This window comes from Pseudomonas sp. FW306-02-D09B (genome assembly GCF_058782685.1).
In genome coordinates this window covers 42,150-62,118 of record NZ_JBYSXY010000008.1, presented here as the reverse complement: position 1 = coordinate 62,118, position 19,969 = coordinate 42,150, and the positions used below count along the sequence as shown (strand labels likewise).

The 19,969-nt window shown below is 56.1% G+C and carries 24 protein-coding genes and 1 pseudogene; 16 read left to right on the top strand and 9 right to left on the bottom strand.

The features are described 5' to 3' along the window. Nucleotides 1–129: 129 nt before the first annotated feature. The 4 genes from AC3WK5_RS15200 (at nt 130) to AC3WK5_RS15185 (ending at nt 4,166) form a co-directional block, all read left to right on the top strand. On the top strand, nt 130–891 hold the full coding sequence (locus tag AC3WK5_RS15200; protein ID WP_103315923.1) for an SDR family oxidoreductase: 762 nt from the start codon (nt 130–132) through the stop codon (nt 889–891). An 82-nt stretch (nt 892–973) separates the two neighbouring features. Further along, a complete protein-coding gene (locus AC3WK5_RS15195; protein ID WP_103315922.1) occupies nt 974–1,387 on the top strand; it encodes a cupin domain-containing protein in 414 nt (137 codons plus the stop codon). 98 nt (nt 1,388–1,485) lie between these two features. Continuing rightward, entirely contained in the window at nt 1,486–2,583 is a 1,098-nt protein-coding gene (locus AC3WK5_RS15190; RefSeq protein WP_103315921.1) for an HlyD family secretion protein, read from the top strand. Then, nucleotides 2,580–4,166, top strand: a complete 1,587-nt coding sequence (locus tag AC3WK5_RS15185) for a DHA2 family efflux MFS transporter permease subunit (protein ID WP_103315920.1) — start codon at nt 2,580–2,582, stop codon at nt 4,164–4,166. Before AC3WK5_RS15190 ends, AC3WK5_RS15185 begins: the two co-directional genes overlap by 4 nt. Before the next feature lie 31 nt (nt 4,167–4,197). Here the strand turns inward: AC3WK5_RS15185 and AC3WK5_RS15180 are convergent, their stop codons facing one another. Then, nucleotides 4,198–4,839 (bottom strand): FMN-dependent NADH-azoreductase, encoded by a 642-nt coding sequence (locus AC3WK5_RS15180; protein ID WP_103315919.1) that lies wholly within the window; start codon nt 4,837–4,839, stop codon nt 4,198–4,200. Between the two features lie 104 nt (nt 4,840–4,943). On the opposite strand from AC3WK5_RS15180, the gene AC3WK5_RS15175 reads away from it, so the two are divergent. The 4 genes from AC3WK5_RS15175 (at nt 4,944) to AC3WK5_RS15160 (ending at nt 8,176) form a co-directional block, all read left to right on the top strand. After that, nucleotides 4,944–5,798, top strand: coding sequence for a LysR substrate-binding domain-containing protein (locus AC3WK5_RS15175; protein ID WP_103315918.1), 855 nt, complete (start codon nt 4,944–4,946; stop codon nt 5,796–5,798). 97 nt (nt 5,799–5,895) lie between these two features. Further along, nucleotides 5,896–6,207 carry a hypothetical protein gene (locus AC3WK5_RS15170; protein WP_146039807.1) on the top strand — a complete coding sequence of 104 codons (312 nt, stop codon included), beginning with the start codon at nt 5,896–5,898 and terminating at the stop codon, nt 6,205–6,207. Nucleotides 6,208–6,474: 267 nt separating this feature from the next. Further along, nucleotides 6,475–7,143: a S1 family peptidase gene (locus AC3WK5_RS15165; protein WP_103315917.1), complete on the top strand. Its 669-nt coding sequence runs from the start codon at nt 6,475–6,477 to the stop codon at nt 7,141–7,143. A gap of 190 nt (nt 7,144–7,333) precedes the next feature. After that, the gene (locus AC3WK5_RS15160) at nt 7,334–8,176 is read left to right on the top strand and encodes a hypothetical protein (RefSeq protein WP_256585158.1); all 843 of its coding nucleotides are present in this window, start codon (nt 7,334–7,336) and stop codon (nt 8,174–8,176) included. A gap of 258 nt (nt 8,177–8,434) precedes the next feature. On the opposite strand, the pseudogene AC3WK5_RS15155 reads toward AC3WK5_RS15160, so the two are convergent. After that, nucleotides 8,435–8,602 (bottom strand): annotated as a pseudogene (locus AC3WK5_RS15155) (IS4 family transposase); the annotation flags it as partial. A gap of 98 nt (nt 8,603–8,700) precedes the next feature. Here AC3WK5_RS15155 and AC3WK5_RS15150 point away from each other — a divergent pair. Further along, a complete protein-coding gene (locus tag AC3WK5_RS15150; RefSeq protein ID WP_103315916.1) occupies nt 8,701–9,102 on the top strand; it encodes a VOC family protein in 402 nt (133 codons plus the stop codon). Nucleotides 9,103–9,372: 270 nt separating this feature from the next. Here AC3WK5_RS15150 and AC3WK5_RS15145 read toward each other — a convergent pair whose 3' ends face one another. After that, a complete protein-coding gene (locus tag AC3WK5_RS15145) occupies nt 9,373–9,933 on the bottom strand; it encodes a hypothetical protein (RefSeq protein WP_103315915.1) in 561 nt (186 codons plus the stop codon). A gap of 87 nt (nt 9,934–10,020) precedes the next feature. Between AC3WK5_RS15145 and AC3WK5_RS15140 the strand changes: the two genes are divergently transcribed. The 3 genes from AC3WK5_RS15140 to AC3WK5_RS15130 all read left to right on the top strand — a co-directional run bounded on the left by AC3WK5_RS15140 (nt 10,021) and on the right by AC3WK5_RS15130 (nt 12,583). Beyond that, nucleotides 10,021–11,061, top strand: coding sequence for a hypothetical protein (locus tag AC3WK5_RS15140; RefSeq protein WP_103315914.1), 1,041 nt, complete (start codon nt 10,021–10,023; stop codon nt 11,059–11,061). A 449-nt stretch (nt 11,062–11,510) separates the two neighbouring features. Next, nucleotides 11,511–11,909 carry a hypothetical protein gene (locus AC3WK5_RS15135; RefSeq protein WP_146039821.1) on the top strand — a complete coding sequence of 133 codons (399 nt, stop codon included), beginning with the start codon at nt 11,511–11,513 and terminating at the stop codon, nt 11,907–11,909. Between the two features lie 230 nt (nt 11,910–12,139). Next, nucleotides 12,140–12,583 (top strand): RDD family protein, encoded by a 444-nt coding sequence (locus tag AC3WK5_RS15130; protein WP_103317398.1) that lies wholly within the window; start codon nt 12,140–12,142, stop codon nt 12,581–12,583. 86 nt (nt 12,584–12,669) lie between these two features. Here AC3WK5_RS15130 and AC3WK5_RS15125 read toward each other — a convergent pair whose 3' ends face one another. The 5 genes from AC3WK5_RS15125 to AC3WK5_RS15105 all read right to left on the bottom strand — a co-directional run bounded on the left by AC3WK5_RS15125 (nt 12,670) and on the right by AC3WK5_RS15105 (nt 16,771). Beyond that, nucleotides 12,670–12,810, bottom strand: coding sequence for a hypothetical protein (locus AC3WK5_RS15125; RefSeq protein WP_177474919.1), 141 nt, complete (start codon nt 12,808–12,810; stop codon nt 12,670–12,672). Further along, complete coding sequence (locus AC3WK5_RS15120) at nt 12,807–13,805, bottom strand: NADP-dependent oxidoreductase (protein WP_103317396.1); 999 nt, start codon at nt 13,803–13,805, stop codon at nt 12,807–12,809. The genes AC3WK5_RS15125 and AC3WK5_RS15120 overlap by 4 nt, the downstream gene beginning before the upstream one ends. Before the next feature lie 68 nt (nt 13,806–13,873). Next, nucleotides 13,874–14,743, bottom strand: a complete 870-nt coding sequence (locus tag AC3WK5_RS15115) for an alpha/beta fold hydrolase (RefSeq protein WP_103317393.1) — start codon at nt 14,741–14,743, stop codon at nt 13,874–13,876. 84 nt (nt 14,744–14,827) lie between these two features. Next, nucleotides 14,828–15,616: an SDR family NAD(P)-dependent oxidoreductase gene (locus tag AC3WK5_RS15110; RefSeq protein ID WP_103317390.1), complete on the bottom strand. Its 789-nt coding sequence runs from the start codon at nt 15,614–15,616 to the stop codon at nt 14,828–14,830. Nucleotides 15,617–15,670: 54 nt separating this feature from the next. Further along, entirely contained in the window at nt 15,671–16,771 is a 1,101-nt protein-coding gene (locus AC3WK5_RS15105; RefSeq protein ID WP_103317420.1) for an alkene reductase, read from the bottom strand. 148 nt (nt 16,772–16,919) lie between these two features. On the opposite strand from AC3WK5_RS15105, the gene AC3WK5_RS15100 reads away from it, so the two are divergent. Next, nucleotides 16,920–17,507: a TetR/AcrR family transcriptional regulator gene (locus AC3WK5_RS15100; protein ID WP_173859952.1), complete on the top strand. Its 588-nt coding sequence runs from the start codon at nt 16,920–16,922 to the stop codon at nt 17,505–17,507. 220 nt (nt 17,508–17,727) lie between these two features. Here AC3WK5_RS15100 and AC3WK5_RS15095 read toward each other — a convergent pair whose 3' ends face one another. Further along, the gene (locus AC3WK5_RS15095) at nt 17,728–18,576 is read right to left on the bottom strand and encodes an AraC family transcriptional regulator (RefSeq protein ID WP_103317387.1); all 849 of its coding nucleotides are present in this window, start codon (nt 18,574–18,576) and stop codon (nt 17,728–17,730) included. Between the two features lie 178 nt (nt 18,577–18,754). On the opposite strand from AC3WK5_RS15095, the gene AC3WK5_RS15090 reads away from it, so the two are divergent. From AC3WK5_RS15090 to AC3WK5_RS15080, 3 genes are read left to right on the top strand one after another with little or no spacing between them, the layout of a single operon-like run. Then, nucleotides 18,755–19,153: a DUF3224 domain-containing protein gene (locus AC3WK5_RS15090; RefSeq protein WP_103317385.1), complete on the top strand. Its 399-nt coding sequence runs from the start codon at nt 18,755–18,757 to the stop codon at nt 19,151–19,153. Between the two features lie 6 nt (nt 19,154–19,159). Next, on the top strand, nt 19,160–19,417 hold the full coding sequence (locus AC3WK5_RS15085; RefSeq protein ID WP_103317383.1) for a hypothetical protein: 258 nt from the start codon (nt 19,160–19,162) through the stop codon (nt 19,415–19,417). Nucleotides 19,418–19,456: 39 nt separating this feature from the next. Next, nucleotides 19,457–19,915 carry a GNAT family N-acetyltransferase gene (locus tag AC3WK5_RS15080; protein WP_103317418.1) on the top strand — a complete coding sequence of 153 codons (459 nt, stop codon included), beginning with the start codon at nt 19,457–19,459 and terminating at the stop codon, nt 19,913–19,915. The last annotated feature ends 54 nt before the right edge of the window (nt 19,916–19,969 follow it).

The following is a 19,969-nucleotide window of genomic DNA, read 5'->3' as shown; positions in this document are numbered from 1 at the left end:
CGTCTTTGGACGTAAAACCAAGCATTCGTGGAGGGAAACCCATAGCAGGCACAAGGACTAAGTTCACGCGCGCAGGCAATCTCCCCTTACACCGACGCAATGGTTGCAGTCGATACGTGGAGAAAGCCCATGAAGATCGTCGTCATCGGAGGCACCGGCCTCATCGGATCGAAACTTGTGAAGAACCTCCGCGAGCGCGGCCATGACGTGCTCGCTGCCAGCCCCAGCACGGGCGTAAACAGCATCACTCGCGAGGGCCTGGCCCAAGCGATGGATGGTGCCGACATCGTCGTCGACGTGGCGAACGCGCCGTCGTGGGAGGACCAGGCCGTCCTCGAGTTTTTCGAAACGTCGAGCCGTAACCTGCTGGCCGCCGAAGCGGCTGCCGGGGTTCGCCATCACGTTGCGCTGTCGATTGTCGGGAGCGAACGGCTTCCCGAGAACGGCTATTTCCGGGCCAAGGTCGCGCAGGAAAACCTCATCAAGGCATCCGGCATTCCTTACTCTATTTTGCGTGCCACGCAATTCTTCGAATTTGTCGGCGGCATTGCCCAGTCGTTTACCGTCGGCGAAGAGCTTTGCGTTTCGCCGGCGCTGATCCAGCCGATGGCGTCCGACGACGTAGTGGCGGCACTTACCGACGTCGTGCTTGCAGCGCCGGTCAATGGCACGGTCGAAGTCGCGGGGCCCGAGGCTATGCCGCTCGACGAGTTGATCAGGCGTTTTCTGCGGGCCACTCAGGACACTCGCCAGGTCGTACCGGACGTACACGCACGCTACTACGGAGCCGTGCTTGACGATCGATCGCTGACCCCCGGCAAGAACCCGCGCCTGGGCGCGATCCGTTTCGAAGACTGGCTCAGCCAGTCAACGGCCGAAGCGGGCCGCTGAGGTCTCCAGGGACAACTCACGAAGGCGCCGCCCCGGTAGTGGGGCGCGCCGTCATAACCCCTGCACACGAAGGAGTATTGCCATGGTTGCCCGATTTCTCTTAGCCGCTGCTTTCGCAGCACTGTCGATCAGCGCAGCGTCGGCCGCTGAGCCGCCTGATGCCAAGGTGACAGTCGTGTTTGACCGTCCCATTCCCAACATCCCTGGCAAGAGCATGAAGGGTGTGGTCGTCGAGTATGGGCCGGGCGCCGCGTCGCCGTCCCACACCCATCCGAAAACGGCCTTCATCTATGCAACGGTCCTGGAGGGCGCGTTTCGTATCAAAGTCAAAGGCCAGCCGGAAAAGATCTACCACGTCGGCGAAAACTTCGTAGAGGAACCGGGTTCCGTGCACGAAGTCAGCGCCAACGCCAGCAACACCGAACCTGCACGCCTTTTGGCCGTGTTCGTCCTCGACAGCGACGAAAAGACACTCGTCACACCTATCAAAAAGTGAGCCGATCAACGCGCTCATAAATGCTCGACAGCCGGGCGGCAGGCCACTGTCGCCCTGGGGGTTGCTGTAGTGCATGGCATTGAACAGGAAATGAAAAAATGAACTCGCTCCAGGACCAGGCCGCCATTGCCACCGGGGCAATCGCCGGACCCACCGTCGTAGTGGCGCGGCGAAGCACGCGCAAGACAATCGGCATACTGCTGTGCGTCGGCGCGGTGGTGGTCGTGGCTGCCTGGGGGATCATGGCTGTTTCGAGCGGCACGACCTCGACCGATAACGCCTATGTTCGCGGTGACGTGACCTCACTCGCCGCAAAGGTGGCCGGCTATGTCACTGCGGTAGAGGTCGTGGACAACCAGACCGTTCGGGCGGGTGACGTCCTGTTTCGTATAGATGACCGGGACTTTCGCGCAAAGCTTGCGCAAGCAGAGGCTAATATCAGCGCGGCAAAGGCTCGCCTGACCCATGTCGATGCGCAGACCCAGCTTCAGCGCGCGTTGATTCGGCAGGCCGAAGCTCAAAGACGTTCAGCCAGCGCCGACATGGATCTGGCAACCAAGACCCACGATCGCAGTCGCAAACTGATCGCCAGCAACGCGGTGAGCCAGGCCTTGTTCGATGAAACCGGCACGGCGCGTTCCAGAGCCGAGGCGTCGGTATCGGCCGCTTCGGCAACGGTGGAGGCGCAACAGCAACACATTGCCGTCTATGTGGCCGAGCGAGAGGCTGCCGTGGCGGCCGTGTCGCAAGCACAGGCTGCGCGCGATCTCGCCCAGATCGATCTTGACTACACCGTGGTACGCGCGCCAGTGGATGGCGTCGTCGGTAACCGCCAGGTTCGTGTCGGCCGGCTCGTGACGCCGGGCGTTTCCCTGCTCGATATCGTGCCGGTCAATGATGTGTGGGTCGTGGCCAATTTCAAGGAAACCCAGCTCGAACATATCCGTCCCGGACAGCGCGTGCGCATCACGGTCGATGGTTACCCCAACACAGCACTTGAAGGCGTGGTCGACAGCTTTGCGCCGGGGAGTGGGGCGGCGTTCAGCTTGCTGCCGCCTGACAACGCAACCGGAAACTTTGTCCGTGTCGTGCAGCGGGTTCCGGTCAAGATCCGGCTGGCCGACAATCCGCTGCCGGGGCGCATCGTGCCAGGTCTGTCCGCGCGGGTGGAGGTGACGCAAGGGGGCGGCTCATGAACACCTTTGCCAGCGCAACGCCGAGCGGCGCCAAGGCTACGACTGGCGTCCTGCTCATCGTGGGCGTCGTGCTGGCCACACTGACGGAAGCGATCGCCGGCACCGTTCTATCAATCGGGCGCGGCGATATCATCGGCGACACCTATGCAACACCTGATGAAATCGCCTGGCTGGATGTCGGCTACACCACGCTCAAGCTGATCGGGTTCATCATGGCCGCATGGCTGATGCAGCGTTTTTCTGCGCGTAACCTGATCATCGGCTCAACCCTGGCCATGGGCCTGGCGTGCTGCATGGCCGCCATCATCGCTCGACTGGACCTGCTGATCGCGCTTCGGATCATTCAAGGCTTCGCCGGTGGCACCCTGCTGGCGGCGGGCCAGGCGATGATTTTTCGTGCCTGGCCGCGAGCCTTTCAGCCGATACTTCAAGCCCTGTTTGCCATGGGCTCGGTGGTTGCGCCAGCGACTATTGCCCCGGCCCTTCAAGGGTGGTTGATCGACAGTCAGTCCTGGACCTGGATTTTCTTCAGCGTGGTACCGCTGGCCCTGGCGGCGACGGGTCTTTTGCTCATTGCAGACGGCCCATCGCCTGCCCAAGTCCGGCAGCGCCCCTTCGACTGGCTCGGCTTCTCCCTGATCTCGGCCACCTTGTTCTGTTTCACCTACGTGCTCAGCCAAGGCAGTCGATGGGACTGGTTCGAGGAACCTCGGATCCTGATGCTGACAATGATCGGCACCGCCGCGCTGCTGGCATTTTTCGGCCAACAAGCGTTGGCCAAAGGCCTGGGGGTATTCGATTTCACGGTGTTCAAATCGAGTGATTTTACCTTTGCCTTTATCGTCAGCTTTGTCGCTGGCGCCGCCTTGTTCGGCAGCGCATTTCTGATTCCGGCATTCGCCCTGTCGGTGCTGGCGTTCACCCCGACCGACGCCGGCTTGCTCCTGCTGCCCAGTGGCGGTTTGTTTGTCGGCTCGCTGCTCATCGCTGCCTTTTTTATCAAAGTGCGCCGCGCTCCACCGGTTGCGACAGTGCCCTTTGGCATCCTGCTGATCATGGGGGCGATGTGGATGCTGTCCGGCTCCACCAGCGACAGCGGCGCCGGTGACATGATGGCGGCTATCCTGTTGCGCGGCCTGGGCCTTGGCTTCCTGTTTCTGTCAATTACGCTGATCGCCTTCAGCGACCTCAACAGCCGCAACCTCGCTTTCGGCATCGGGCTGTTCAATACCGGGCGTCAATTGGGTGGCTTAATGGGCGTCGCCGGAATCCAGACCCTGATTGACCATCACATCGTCATCAATGTCGCGGCTCTCGGCGCCAACGTCACCCCGGGGGGAAGCGCGCTCATCGAACGACTGACGGCCACCACGGCGATGTTGGCGGGAAAGGGGATGGATCAAGTGGCCGCTGGCAGGGCAGCGACGAGCCTCTTGGGCAAGGTCGTGTCAGGTCAGGCCACGGTGATTGCCTTCGACACCGCGTTCTACGCCGTGGCCCTGCTGTTTGTCGTCGCCGCGCCCATACTGATCGGCATCAAGATCGGCCTGGTGCGATACGCGAAAGCGCGAGCTGTCGCGTGAGACAGCCCACACCAACCGAACCCCTGAAACGTCAGCAACAGATACTGTCTGCCAATCTCCTGGCCTGCTGAGTGGCGGCCTCACGCGCGCTGCGATCAACGTCTTCGCCCAGGATGGTTTTCTCGACAATCACCGAATGCACATCCGTCACGCCGACAAATTTCAGCCAGGCTTCAACATAGGGCTTCTGAAAGTCGAAGCGCGTTGCCGGTGTGTTCGACTGCGCCGAAAAATCCAGGCCGCGGGCGTACATCACCACGGCGGTTTTGTTGAACAGCATGCCTTCCAGGCCGCGCTCGGCGTCAACGCTGAACAGGATGTCTTTCTGTGACACCAGGTCGATGAAGTGCTTGAGCTTGTACGGGATGCTGAAATTCCACAGCGGTACGGACATCACCAGCACATCCGAGCGATGCAGGTGACTTGCCAACGCTTTCAACGTGTTCCAGGCGTCTTGTTGTGCCGGGGTCAAAGGGGTGCCATTGAGCCCGGCGTATTTGGCCTCCATGGCCAGATCATCGAATTCCGGTAACGCCATGTTCCAAAGGTCGAGTGTGATGATTTCTGTGTCTGGGGCGTGTTCTTGGTAACGCGCAATGAAGCTGCGGGCGACTTCAAGGGAGGCCGAGCGCTGCTTGCGCGGAGAACATTCAATGTGCAGAAGAGTCGTCATGGTGCGCCTCGAGTGGTGGTGGGTAGGGCAGTGGGCGCATTGCAACATAGTTGGATTTGAAATATAAATCGTAAATTAATACGCCATTGATCACGAATAAAACTATGTTCGATACGCTGCTGCTCAAGACATTTGTCACTGTCGTCGATGAACAAGGCTTCAGCCGTGCCGCCCAGAAGCTGCACCTCACTCAGTCTGCGGTCAGTGGCCACATGCGGCGATTGGAAGAGCAGATTGGTAAACCGCTGTTGACGCGCACCACCCGCTCCCAGCAATTGACTCCCGATGGCGAACGCCTGGTCTCTTATGCGCGCACGATCCTTGTGCTGAACCGTGATGCCTGGGCAGAACTGACGCGCACGCCGTTTCACGGACGGCTGCGGATCGGGGCGTCCGAGGATTTTGTCGAATCGCGGTTATTGCGCACTGTTCAGGATTTCGCGGCGCAGTACCCGGGCCTGGAGATCGACGTGCAGGTGGGCATTCCAGGCACGTTGCTGAGCCTGATGAAGCAAGGCCATCTGGAACTGGTCATCGGTTCTCTATGCGAAACCAGCGAAGCCGGGCTGCTGCTCTGGCAAGAACCGCTGGTGTGGGCTTGGCCAGCGCAACCCGTCACCCAATTACCGACGCCGTTGCCGCTGGCCCTGTTCCCCGAGCCGTGCCCTTATCGAGAGGCAGCACTGACGCGGCTGGCCCAGGCGGGGATCGCTCAACGCACGGCAATGTCATGCAGCAGCGCTACCGGGTTGCGGGCGGCGGCGCTTGCAGGCTTCGCGGTCGCGCCCGTGCCTCTCAGCCAGTTGGGGCAAGGACTGGTGGCTCTTGGGGCCGAACAAGGGTTACCGGATTTGCCGGATGTGCAATTTCGGTTGTTCATCTCTCCTGAAGCGGATCAGGCGATTGCGGCAGCGGTCACTCAGCTCATTGTGGAGTATTGCTCTACGCGCAGGGCTTGAGCGTCTTTATGAAGGGGCGTTTTCGACTCAAAGCGGTCACCTCCGCGTTCCAGTATTACTATGCCGATGCTCGGACTGTTTATAGGTAGGTTGATCTATGGCCAGAAGCGTTAGGCTTCAAAAAAAGCTTCATACACGGCATCTGATGGAGACAGCTGAAGAGGTGGTACTTGATGATAGCCTTGTTAGAAAACTATGGGCGCTCAACCAAGGTGACAGATTACAGTTGAATTCAGCCTCCTTCAGTTCTGGAGCTGTTCAAAAGCACCGCTTGGAATACGTGATAACGAGAGGCCCTGTTTCTGGACATTGGCTGTACAAAAAATTTGACCCAGAAGAACTTGTATTATTTTTTACGGCAAAAGACTTTGACGGCATTTGCCATGGCTGGACTCTGTTTGACGAGTGACAACCTCTGTTTTAGATCTCTGAAAGGCGGCTTTGGGTTGTGGATTCAACCGGTGGACGCAACAGGCAGTAACCGGCCAGAAGCAGTCGACGGACAGACCTATAGTAAATAGGTAGCGTCAACCTGCTGAACTGAACTTCACCGCAGTTGAGCATGGCGATATCCATATCACGTCTATCCTTGGATTAACCGTACTCTTGTTTTCGCTAGACAGTCAAAAACTAATTTTTAGCCTGCCGGCTATCTTGATCGTTAGGTATCTCACACATGATTCTTACAAATATTTTTTACCGAACATTTTTTATCAAGGCAGAGCAGTACGGGACGGCCTTCACCATCGAGGTTGACGGCGCAGAATACCTGGTGACAGCCCGGCACTTGCTAAGCTCGAGCGATAGCGAGCCTGTCATTCGAATCTTTCGCGAAAATGTATGGCTAGAAGTTAAAACAAGGTTAGTTGGTCATGGGCGCGGTGAGGTTGACGTCTCAGTCCTACAAATAAGTACCCGGCTTACAGATGTAAAGTTTGGTGTCACCCCGTCCATAGGCGAAATTGTGCTGGGTCAAGATGTCTACTTTTTAGGCTTTCCATACAAAATGTGGAGTGACATAGGAAGCCTAATGGATGGCTTACCATGTCCGTTCGCGAAGAAAGGGACTCTCTCGTCTATCAGCGTTACTAAGCCGCAAGTGATGTACGTCGATGCAATCAACAACGAAGGATTTTCAGGCGGTCCGCTGTTCTTCTATCCGGCAGGAAAGCCAAACGAGCTTCGTATTGCTGGTGTCGTTTCTAAGTTCCGCGTAGAGCACGAGGCGGTGCTTGATGAAGAAGGAAACCCAACCCAAATGACAGTGCCGTACAACACCGGATTTCTAGTTGCGTACAGCATTAACCATGTTCTCGATATCATTCGTCCGCAACCAGGCGTCTAACACCCGCTTTAAGGTCGTTCGCTTCGTTCACTCATGACGGGCTGAAGCCCGCTCCTTAATCTGAATGTGAAGGATGTCTGCAAAGGGTCGTTTGCGGCCGTCTATAACGTATCCGATGAAAAATAAAACTGTCCCCTTTTCATTTGTGCCGGTTTTGTTCGTCCATTCATCGTGAAATATTACAGTTTTTTTGAGTGCTGCCGATAATGATTTACTGGCCAGTTATTCAGGAATGGCTAATAACAGGGAGGACGTTATCTTGGTCGTTTCAATAAACTCAAATACACTTTCGGGCTTGCAGGTTTCCAATGTGACGGTGAGCCAAAATGAATCGCTAACTAAAAGTCAGGCGTCAACTGAAAGCGCTGCTGTTGACAGTCGGAAAGATACCAGTAGCCTTTCTTCACTCTCTCTGCAGTTGAGTGAGAGTGCCGCGGGTGCGGCGGTAAGGGACTCGAGTTTGAGCAGGAAAGAGCTTGGCATGAAAGCGAGTGAGCTTTTGAGCAAGATTTCCGGTGATGGTTATTTTGCCAACAAAAAAGCCAATGATGCTGAAGTGCCTGGCACTCAGAACCCTGAGTTGTTGGTACGTGCGAAAAATGCAACGCAATTTGTAAATGACAGTGGTAAAAACCCATTTGCGGGCATGTCGAGCGATCAGCTCTCATTGATTATCTATGATGACAGTGGGAATTTTACGACTAATGAGCGCCGCGCGGCGTGGAGTGAGTCATCCGATCAGGAATATGCCTGGCGGCAGAAGGTTGTTGCCAATTCGATCGCGGAATATAACGGAACCGGGAAACTGACGAAATTCTTTACTGCAGCACTTGAACACTACAAGGATTTACCCGCTATTGAGCAGGCACAATACCCTAATAGTTATGAGGCGAAGTTGCAGGGTTGGATAGCACTCGATTTCAACTACAAGACCAATTCCGTTGAAGGTAAGGGCAGTGCTCAGGACGTGATGGACAAGGTCTTGAATCTCGACAAGCAGACGTTTGATGACGCTGGTGCAGATGCGGCTTGAGTGCGGCACGCACCCATGATTGAGCCTGTCCAAACAAATGTATGGTCAGCCCGTCTCCTGCAACCCCATCGGCTGTATCCGGTAAAACTGGCTTGCGCTAATGTATCCGGGTTCGTTGTGAGCGCTGCCTCAGCGGCGCTCGGCCCTCGATGAGTAGCCACTCCCGACTGTCCTAAAAAAGCCCTCAGCCTCTTAAGCTGATTTTTTTGACAGGTTTTCAGTCGGGCCGTTTACTGTCATCAGTCAGTGACGTCGCAAAACCGGATTCGCTGCTGCCATGACGATCAACTGAACGGCGATGTACTGACAGGCTGGCTTGAAACGGATGTCCGACGGCGCTCGGGCAAAAACCTCTGCGGTCCGGCTCGCTTCCCGGCGAATCAAGTTGTAGGGCAACAACAAGCCCCAGACCTCCTGATAAAAAACGAAAAGGGGACACCCATTATTGCTGGAGGTCCCGTCCTGAAAAATGTTTACACCTGTTTCAGGACTAGACATTTCGAATATATTTTTTTGGAGAAGACATGTTCAGTCACATTCAGATTGGCGCTCGTGACCTCGCTACCATGATCACTTTCTACGATGCGGTTCTCACGACCTTGGGGTTGGTGCGTATGCCTGATGAAGATGACGATGGCCCTGCTGGAGCAGGCTGGCGGCTCCCAGGAAGAAAATGGCCACAATTTTTCGTTCAGTTGCCCTTTAACGGATTACCGGCTACGTGGGGGAACGGCACACAAGTCAGCTTTGCAGCCCACTCACAAAAACAGGTGCAAGCTGCCTGGGAAGCCGCGATGGCGATGGGCGGCAAGGACGAAGGAGCGCCGGGCTTACGGCCACAGTATTCGGAAGACTACTTTGGCGCGTATTGCCGCGATCCCGAGGGTAACAAACTGTGCTTTGTCCATGCAGACAATATGGTGTGATACACCAACGCCCTAAGCGCTGGATCAACAAGACGTATTGCCCGGACGGGGCGAACGTTTCGCCCGCGCAGCGGAGGCAGGAAGAGTTTCCCCGGCCGTGATTACCAGCATCATTGCGTTGGTCCTGCTGGTTTGGGCAACCTATGCTTCGGCGGGCCCCTTCGTGTGGGTCGGCACTGAACCGAAAATGGGCGTCCCCTTTTTGCTATTTGGCGAGCATTCTCGCCTAAATGGGTGTCCGGTTTCATTAGACCACTACAATTCGCCTCCTTAATGCGTCGACATCACTGCCGGCCTGACCGGAAGCTCGGAGTATTGTGGGTGCTGTTTCACGAAGGTTCGAACCGACTGTTCCTGCCTGTCCGCCACACACACGGCAATGCTGGGGTGGTCGACCGTACAGGTTGCTAGTGCAAGAATGCCGCAGTTCTTGACGCCATAGATGGCTGCTGGGTGCGCAGCGAGTGGGCAGCCGTACGTCATCTCGCCCAAGTAATTGAGTTGGCCATTCGTCACGGTAAAGCGCAGGGGTTTTGAGTAGGGCCCCATGAGGCCGCGACGCGAGCCAAGGTCACTCACCTCATAGGTGCCTGCGGGCAGCCATGCCGAGTAATAATCCTTAGGGGCCCAGCCGTAGGTTTTGCCGGTATTCACGTCGCGAAAGCTGATCCAGGTGCCATAGGGGCCGCCCTCGATCAGTGCACCCAGGACGAGGCCTGCGTTTTCTGCGGAATAGACTTTTGAGTCCAGGGCCATTTCGGGCGGCAATGCCGAGCAGGCACTCACTAAGGCTGTGACTCCAATCACAAACAGCTGACTTATCTTGTGCATTCAATCCTCGGTCCATCGAAACAAAATGTGGCTTTCCTATTATGATGCAGTACTTCTCAACTCAAGCGTTAAGGATGACACCCCTCTATGAGTAGTTTTTTTACGGGTCGTGTATTGGGTGCCGTGGCTTTCGCATTGATCTTGAGCGGCTGCAGTGTATCGGGCAGTTACCCGGACGCAACCGAGCTAGACGCCGCCAAGCTACGTTTTATCAGCGACATGAGTAGTGCCACTTTGAGCGTGCTCGATGAGCAGCACTGCGGTGGGCAAACCACGGGCATCCTCAATAACTTGTTCCTCGCCAATACTCGCAGGCGAGTGGACATGTCGATGCCACCGGTCTCTGATAAAACGCCTTATCTGGAAATCCGGCTGTCCCCGAATAAAGAGCTGCTGCTGCATTTGAATACCCAAGGGACAGGCTCGGTGTGTGGCATGGCCTTCACCTTCACGCCGCAAAGTGGCGCTGAATACGAGTTGACGTTCAATCGCGCCGGCAGTCAGTGCATGACAATGCTTAAACGTCTGCACCAGGTGCAGGGCCAAGTGGCGCGCTCACCAGTCCCGCTGGTGAATAAAGGAATACCAAGCTGCATGGGCGCTAACGCCCTGTTCCCTGTGCCCGCAAAAGGCCTGCCGGCCACCCCGGAACGTGACGGATTGATTGAGCAGATTGTCTCGCAGAGTATCATCACGGAGATGAAACCCGGGGCCACTTCTCTAAGCGAGAGCGCCCAGGTCGAGGCCGTCGATCTGGTGGTCAACAAGCGCAAACAGCAGATGAACCTTGATCTGCCGGATGCCTATTGGGTCCAATATCGACAGAACGTCTCGACTTACCTGGTTCAAACGCAAGGGATAAAGGCCAACGCGTTTGATCAGTACAAAGTTGAGTACCGCACGCGCCTCTCCCGATTGGATACGCCCTCCATCAAGGCGCTGGTGCCTGATACTCAAGCAACTGACGTCACCCAGGCGCTGGCCACTAACGGTGCCATGTTGCAGTACTACCACCGGCTCAATGAACAGCTGCAAAAGGAGGTGATGGCGAATAACTGGGCGCGCATGGCCGAATTGGACAAGCGTTATGGAGTGTGCGAACGATACGCACAGTGCTGGCAGAATTGATGATTGAAAGTGGAATGGAATATCTATGGAGAACGCATGTAAATCCGTCACGCCCTTGTCTTGATCCACCTGGCCGCCGTGTTGCTGTTTTGGCAATACGCGACGCCAGTTGAACACGCGTATGAGCGTGGACGGTGACGTAGTTGACCAGTGATTAGTGATTCAAGGACGCCACGGATGCACATACCCCCCCGCCCTTCAGAGCAGCAGGTAGGTTCTTGCGAAGCTCCTCGCGGGTATCAGACTTGGCTGAATTGATATCGTTCTTCCCCTTCACACACTCGATCACCCCCCTCAGTTTGAAAGGAGGATCAGTTCGGCAGTCGGTGTCGGTTTGGGTCTCATCCATTTTTTTTTTGGGGGGGGGGGGGGATGGTTCAGATGTGGGATGGGCTTGCCTGGTCCTTGGCAAACTGCGATTCAAGGATGCACGAAAAGGGGATTGGGCAGTGAAGATTCGTCGATCTCTTGAAAAAAGGATGAAAGCTATAGAGACCTCAGGTCGAGGGCGCTTTCATGAGGGTGCTGAAGAGGGGGAGGTATTACTTTCTACTAATCTAGAAGATGGCAGGCTAGATGTATATGTGGATGGTTTTTCCTTTGGGAAAAATGAAATCGTGGATAAAATATTGTTTGCTGACATTTCTAGCATTAACAGCCACCTGAAGGTAGAGTTGTTTTTGAACGCTGGGCGCTCAGGGGATTTGGATTTTTATGTTCCTTTAGATATAGAATATGGCTCATCTCATTTGTCGCTTTCTCTACCGTTCTTGACTTACTCTAATGTTATGAATATTTTGGTTGGTCTTAGAGAGGACTGGATGAAACAATCCTCTTCTAATGGATAGTTGCTGCAAAAAGGTCGTGTGATCGGGGCTGTAGATGATATTCCGGCAGTATCACCACTTGCTCGGGATGGTTTGCGCGAAGACTTAGCGGCACGAACTGGTATTCCTCAAGATCTAGACATTAAAAGGGGAAGGATTTATTTATTGATAAACGATTTAGTCGTTGAAAATAAATCTGTCCGCTTTTTGGTCCGTTTTTTTTGTGTTTTTTTTAGATGGTGGAGAGCTTGATGCGTAATGCTGAATCCAAAGCATTGAAGTCATTATATGATTTGGCCAGTCCGGGCAAACGCCTGACCGGATATTTTATTGATCTGTCTATTGTGTTTGTTCTGATGTTTTTGAAAGGGTTGATTGGTTATAAACTCATGGCGAGTAGCTCCTACAGCGTCGCGCTTTTTTACAGCGTGATAAATAATATTCTGCTGGTTCTCGCGATCAGCTATTTTCTGTTTTGTGATGCTCTACCGAACGGCCAGAGTGTGGGTAAACGGTTGTTGAAGATGTCCGTAGTAGGATTTCCTGTGAATACGAAGTGCACGATTTTTCAGTCGCTTTTACGAAACGTTCCGAAAGTGATATTTAGTATTTTAGACGCAGTCTTTGTGTTTTTCGGGTTTAGGCGACGTCTCGGCGATATGCTTGCCATGACCATGGTGGTCAATGTCAAATAAATTGATTTCGGTATGGCTATGATGAGAGAAGGGGGCGGATTTATTTATGGATAACCGAGTTTTGTCTGTCTAGTCCTGAAATAGGTTTACACCTGTTTCACTTCAACGTCCGGTTGCAGCTCTTCCTGTTTCTGCAACTCTGGCGAAGTCACCCCGGATGATGACTGCTGAAGTGGCAAACGTTGCGCAGCCTCTGCGGTCGACTCATCGATAGGTGGCGTAGTCATTTGATCGTAACAACGACCTTGCCCTTGGCTCGTCCCTGCTCGACGTACTTCAATGCCTCTGCCGTAGATTCAAAGGGGAAGGAGCGGTCAACTACAGGTTTGATGATTCCGGCCTCAATGAGCGCGGTGATTTGTTGCAGTTGGGCGCCATTTGCGCGCATGAATACGAACGCGTAGCTGACGTCCTGCTTGCGTGCCTTGCGCCGAATACCGAGGCTCAGCAGGCGCATGACTTGCTGCAATGGCCAGGACAACCCTTGCTCCTGCGCGAACTGCGCAGTGGGTGGCCCTGAGATGGAAATGAGCTGGCCACCGGGCTTGAGGACCTTGAGTGACTTCTCCAGTACGTCTGCGCCGAGGCTGTTCAACACCACGTCGTAGTCGTGCAAGACACTGTCGAAGTTCTGCTGTGTGTAGTCGATCACCAGGTCGGCCCCCAGCGCCTTCACCCATTCGACATTCGCGGTGCTGGTGGTGGTCGCGACAAAGGCGCCGAGGTGTTTGGCAAGTTGGATGGCGAGGGTTCCGACACCGCCGGAGCCGGCGTGGATCAGCACTTTCTGGCCCTTTTTCAGTTGGGCGGTTTCGACCAGTACTTGCCAGGCGGTCAGTGCGACCAAGGGGATGGAAGCGGCTTGTGCCATGTTGGTATTGGCAGGTTTCAGGGCGATCGCGTTTTCGTTCACGGCGATCAATTGAGCGAACGTCCCGATCCGCGCTTCGGGCGGGCGAGCGTAGACTTCATCTCCCGGTTTGAAGCGTTTCACGTGCGAGCCAACTTCAACCACGACGCCCGCCAGGTCATTGCCCAGTACCAGCGGAAATGAATAGGGCAGGATCAGTTTGAATTCGCCTTTGCTGATCTTCGAATCCAGCTGGTTGACGCTGCTGGCGTGTACCTCAATCAAGACGTCGTGGGCGTCCACCGCGGGGGCGGGCACTTCGCCAATGCGCCCGGTGTTCTTGCCATAGCGATCAATTAAAAATGCCTTCATCGTTGTGCGGCTCTTGTCGGTTGGAATGAGGGTGGGCGGAGCGTTTGCGGCGTTGTTGCGCCGCGTTATCAGGCATCAAGGAACGCCAGTGCCTTGGTCACAAAGTCAGCGTAGTGCTGGAAAATACCGCCGTGCCCGGCATCTTCATAAATGACCAGTTGTGCGTTGGGAATGCGGTTGGCAAGCTCAATCGAGTTAACGCTGGGCACCATGATGTCGTTGTCGCCGTTGACGATCAGCGTCGGCATCCACAAGCGGCCGAGGTTTTGGGGCGCCTGTTTGCCCCACGCGGTGATGGCTTTCAACTGCCGCAGGAAAGCGCTGGGCGTCGGGCCTTTGTCGCGATTTTTTTTACGTTCTTTCAAGCGTTGCAAATACTGCGATGCGGCTCGACGGCCATTGGTCGTCGACGTGAAGAACAGGTAGAACTTGGGATCCCGCAAGGTCAGCAAGCCCTTGATCATCAATGGCCACGTCACCGAACCGACCTTGTCGATACCGGTGCCGCCGGCCGGCCCGGTGCCGGCGAGAATCAATCGGCGCACCAATTCGGGTGCCTTCAGGGCGATGTCCTGGGCGACGAAGCCGCCGAGTGAAAAACCCAGCACGTCGACGGTCTCGAACCCCAGCGCACGTATCAGCTGGATGGCATCGTCAGCCATTTCGCCGACCGTCAGTGGCGCGGTTCCACCAGAGCCGCCGATGCCGCGATAGTCGGTGGCAATGATGCGCCGTGTTTGTGCCAGGCCATCGATGATCCCGGGGTCGAAGTTGTCCAGCACCGCGCCCCAATGGTTGAACAGTACGAGGGGCACGTCGGTCGTGGGGCCGATATCGCGATAGGCGAAGGGAATGCCGTTGACCGTGATCGACTGGTTCGCCGCGTTGATGAACGACGTCTGCGAGCCAGCGGGGGTATTTGTCTTCGTTGGATTCATTTCTACTCCGAACAGCGGGCCGGATTCGATGCAGCGTCTGGCACGCCTGCATCGAATCCGGCGCGAATGCTCGCTACCAGAAGATCACTGTTGAGTGTGGTAGCGCTGGGCAACCGCAGACTGGCGGATTTGCCCCAGCAGACCCTGACGTGCGATTTGCAGGTCATCCCAGCGTTCAGCTTCTTGCAGCGGCGGGATCGTCACCGGTTCGCGACGATCGAAGCCGACCAGTGCGGCATCCACCAGATCGTCCACTTCCATGATTTCGTTCAAGGTGTTGATGTCGACGCCGGAGCGATCCCAGATTTCCGTGCGGGTGGCCGCCGGCAGCACGGCCTGCACGTAGACGCCCTGAGGCGAAAGTTCCAGGCTCAGGCCTTGGGAAAGGAATAGCACAAAGGCCTTGGTCGCACCGTAGACCGACATGCCGAACTCCGGCGCAAGACCCACCACCGAACCGATGTTGATGATCGCACCGTCGCCTGCTTTGGCCAGGCGTGGGGCGATGGCGCTGGCGAGCCGCACCAGCGCTGTGGTGTTGAGGGCGACCAGTTGCGCAACGCTGTCGGTGCTTTGGTCGATGAAGTTGCCGGACAGCGCGGCGCCGGCGTTATTGACGAGGATGCCGATACGGGCGTCGTCGCGCAGGCGGGACTCAACGGTTGTCAGCTCGCTGAGCTGGGTCAGATCCGCCGGAATCACATCGACGGCGACGCCGTGTTCGCTGCGCAATCGGGCTGCAAGTGCGTCCAGGCGTGCCTGGTCGCGGGCGACTATTACCAGGTCGTGACCGCGTTGAGCGAAGCGTTCGGCGTAGACGGCGCCAATGCCGGTGGAAGCGCCAGTGATGAGAACAGTAGGGCGAGTGCTCATGGGGTCATCTCTCTTTCAGTGTGTGTGAAAACAGAAAACGCGGTCATTGATTGCTCAGCTCGCGGTGGCGCTCGATTCAGCCAACGTCGGGTAGTCGATGTAGCCTGCCGAGCCGCCGCCATAGAGGGTGGCGGGATTGAAAGCGGACAACGGCGCGCCGCGCTTGAGGCGTTCCACCAGATCCGGGTTGCCAATGAACGGGCGACCGAACGCGATCAGATCGGCCTGGTCTTCGGCGAGCCGCGAAGTCGCCAGGTCCAGGTCATAGCCGTTGTTGGCGATGTAGGTGTTTTTGAAGCGCTGGCGCAGGGCGCCGAAATCGAATGGCGCCACGTCACGCGGGCCACCGGTCGCGCCTTCGACCACGTGCAGATAAACGACGCCGAGGGCGTCGAGTTGATCAACGACGTAATCGAATTGCGCCTGCGGATCGCTGCTGGAAACGCCATTGGCCGGCGACACCGGCGACAAGCGCACACCGGTGCGATCCACGCCGATTTCATTGACGACGGCTGCCGTCACTTCGAGCAACAGACGCGCACGATTTTCAATCGAGCCGCCGTAAACATCGGTGCGCACGTTGGCGCTGTCCTTGAGGAATTGATCCAGCAAATAGCCGTTCGCGCCGTGAATCTCCACGCCATCGAACCCGGCGGCGACAGCGTTTGCCGCGGCCCGGCGGAAATCGGAGACGATCCCCGGTAGTTCGCTGATGTCCAGTGCGCGCGGCTCGGAGACGTCTTCAAAGCGGTTGTTGACGAATACTTTTGTGGCGGCTCGCAGCGCAGAAGGGGCCACGGGTTCGGCGCCGTTTTCTTGCAGATCAACGTGCGACACACGGCCGACATGCCACAGTTGCAGGAAGATTTTTCCGCCCTTGGCGTGGACGGCATCGGTCACTTTGCGCCAGCCATCTATCTGCGCCTGCGTGTAGATCCCGGGGGTGTCCTGATAGCCCTGACCCTGTTGGGAAATCTGCGTGGCTTCGCTGATCAGCAAGCCTGCGCTTGCGCGTTGGCTGTAATAGGTGGCCGCGAACTCGCTTGGCACAAAGCCTTCGCCTGCGCGGTTGCGTGTCAGTGGCGCGAGGACGACACGGTTCGACAGCGTGAGGGCGCCAAGCGTGTAAGGGGTAAACAGATTCTGGTCGGTCATTTGGTATTTCTTCCGTGCCCGTTGATGAAGATCGTTGTGCGTGCAATTAGGATGATGATCGAAATCTAAACTGTCAACGATTTTGATTATGACCAACATCTATGTATCATTGGGCGCATGATTTCCCAGTGGACATGAGGTATTGCACGTGAGAGTGACCAAGGCCCAGGCGCAGGCCAATCGGGAGCACATCGTTGAAACGGCCTCTGAGCTGTTCCGTGAGCGCGGCTTCGACGGCGTCGGTGTATCGGATCTCATGGCGGCTGCCGGTTTCACCCACGGAGGTTTCTACAAGCATTTCGGTTCGAAGGCCGACCTGATGGCCGAAGCCTCTGCCTGCAGTCTTTCCAAATCGCTGGTGGGCGCGGAAGCGCTCGATGTTCCGGGCTTCATCGACGTCTATGTGACGAGGGAGCATCGGGACGGACGTGGCAGCGGTTGCACCATGGCCGCGTTGTGTGGCGATGCGGCGCGTCAATCGGACGATGTGAAAGCGACGTTTGCCGAAGGGATCGAGCACATCCTGCAAACACTGGGGGACAAATATCCGACCAGGCCGGATGCCGCTCCGGGTGAGGACAGAAAGAAAATGATCGACCTGCTGTCTCGTGCTGTCGGTGCGATTATTTTGTCGCGTGCCTGCCCGGATGATTCCGCGCTGGCGGATGAGATCCTTGAGGTGTGCCGCGCTGAAATGTTTGCTTCGTTGCCGGTCAATGAAGCGGAAGCGGGGTAGAGGGGCGGCTCATTCAAAGCATGGTTTTCGGTAGAACTTCGATTTTGATGCGCGGACCTGAAAGTCAACTTTTGGGTGTGGATTCAACCGTCTATGCTTTGGCGGGCCCCTTTGTGTGGGGCGGCACTGGACGAAGCAATCGGTTCATCGTGATCAGTTCAGCACTTGGAGTACCGATGACGGTGCGAGTGAGATAAGTCCGCCTGGGGGGAGGGGAGACTCACCCCGCATCAGCGTTCCACAACAAAGCCGTATATGTCTGGACATATTTTGCGGGTGCCAGACCGACCATCCGGGTGAAGTCCCTGATGAAGTGTGCCTGATCAAAATAACCCAGCTTGAGCGCGAGATCCGTCCCCGGCCTGGCTTCGCCGCTCTGCAGCAGGGTCAGTGCTTCATGTAGCCGGTATCGGGCAATCACCCACTTCGGACTTACGCCAACGTAGTGGGCAAAGAGGCGTTGTAACTGCCGCTCGCTAACCCTGGACAACTCACTGAGTTGTGCCACCGTTGTCAGTCTGTTGTCCGACGCGATTTGGGTGATGAGGTCATTGAGCAGTTGTACACGCTCATCGGGTTGCGGCAAGCAGGGACTCAGCAACGCTTCTGATTGCTCGCACAGGCTCGCCATTCCCGGACATTCGATTTGCTCGGCCAACCTGTCGACCGCCGCCCCAAAAACTTCAGAGGCCGGGAGCGATCGGTTGGCCAACCGGCTGACAGGTCCGCCGAGAAATGGCTGGAATGCAGCGGGACGAAACTTGATTCCAAACGCCCAGCTGTTGCCAGACAGCGTCTTGCTGAAGCGGGAGCGACGGGGTCCCCACACATGGACCTGACCCCTTTCCACAACGAGATGCACATTGGGGTGAGGCAGGGTTTCCTGTTGCTGTGCAGGCTGATCGCTGAGATTCCAGCTGACATGCCAATAATGCTCAACCCAGGGTGCCAGCTGGACTGAGGGTGCCTCGCGAATGTGAGTGAACTGAGGGCTCGTCAATCGCTGATTAAGGACGCCTCGTGCGGGCTGCAGGATAACAGTAGAGGCTGGTCGTGTTTTTCCAATCATCTTCGGTCGCCATCTGCTCCAATACAAATCAGGGACAGGTCCGACTGTGTGGACCGGTCAAATAAGCCGCTGATCTCGGCATAGGCGGACTGTAAACAGTCGAGGGATTAGCGTCGACAACAACTGCGTCAGGTATAGACCGTACGGCATTACCTGGATTTTTAATGGAGATGACAGCATGCAAGCCAAGGGAACATTCGATGTCCAATTACCCGTCCACTCCGTTGCGGCCGGTACCGAGGCCGCTCAACTGAGCAGAAAGGCCATACACAAAACGTTTCAGGGAGACTTGGTGGCCAGTAGTCTGGGAGAGATGCTTGCCTCCCTCTCGACAGTCCCGGGATCTGCCGGCTATGTGGCAATGGAGCGGGTTGAAGGTAATCTGGCGGGAAGGGCGGGCAGCTTTGTGTTGATGCATTTTGGAACGATGAACAGAGGCCAGCGAACACTGACCATTCAGGTCGTACCTGACTCGGGTACCGGTGAGTTGGAGGGACTCAGCGGCACGATGGAAATAGATATCCGTGATGGGCAGCATTTCTATCTGTTCAACTATCAACTCATGCCAACGCGCTGAACAGTGATGAAGCTCAAACGCATCATCCTGATATCGGTCATCACCGCATTGACGTTACCAGCCGCCGTGCTGGCTTTCGTGAAACCGCTCCGAGTCGTTGCCCCCTTGCTCGTTCCGGAAGTAACTTGCCCGCTTGCCAATATCTGCATAGACAGCGTGGCGCTATTGGCCGACAGCTCAACAACTGTACGCTGCGGGATATGCAACGGCAGTGGCATGCCGGCCTGGGTGCACGAGACATCTGGGATGCAGCGCGCAGTGTGAATTGAAAAACTGGAGAGACTGTGAATGGACGTTATTCAGATGCTGCGAGTGGATTGGCTCGATACACAAATGGACAAGAGCGACGTTATGGCCGAATGGCTTTATCGGGAATTCAGTTATGAATTTACGCAGCAATCTCTTTCAAGTTGGCAACAAGAGTTCTCCGATGGACAGCGTGATGGCCATTGGAAGTGCCTGATCGCAACGGAACGAGACCAGTTGCTGGGCGGCGCTACACTTGCCAGTAACGACCTTTCTGACCGGCCGGATCTAGGCCCGTGGCTTGCGTGTGTGTTCATCACACCTGACGCTCGAAGGAGAGGGCTCGCAGGGCAGTTAATCGAAGGCATCTGTGACCATGCAAGAGACACTGGATTCACGACCTTGTACTTGCACACCCACAACCAGAGCAATTATTACACCACGCTTGGCTGGGAAGTGTTGGAGCGCTTTGAGGCTTGGGGGAAAGAGCAATACCTTATGTCACGGAGTTTATAGTCAACGCCGACTTCACATTTCCGCTGCGTGTTTTTTATAAGCAGCAAAACTCTG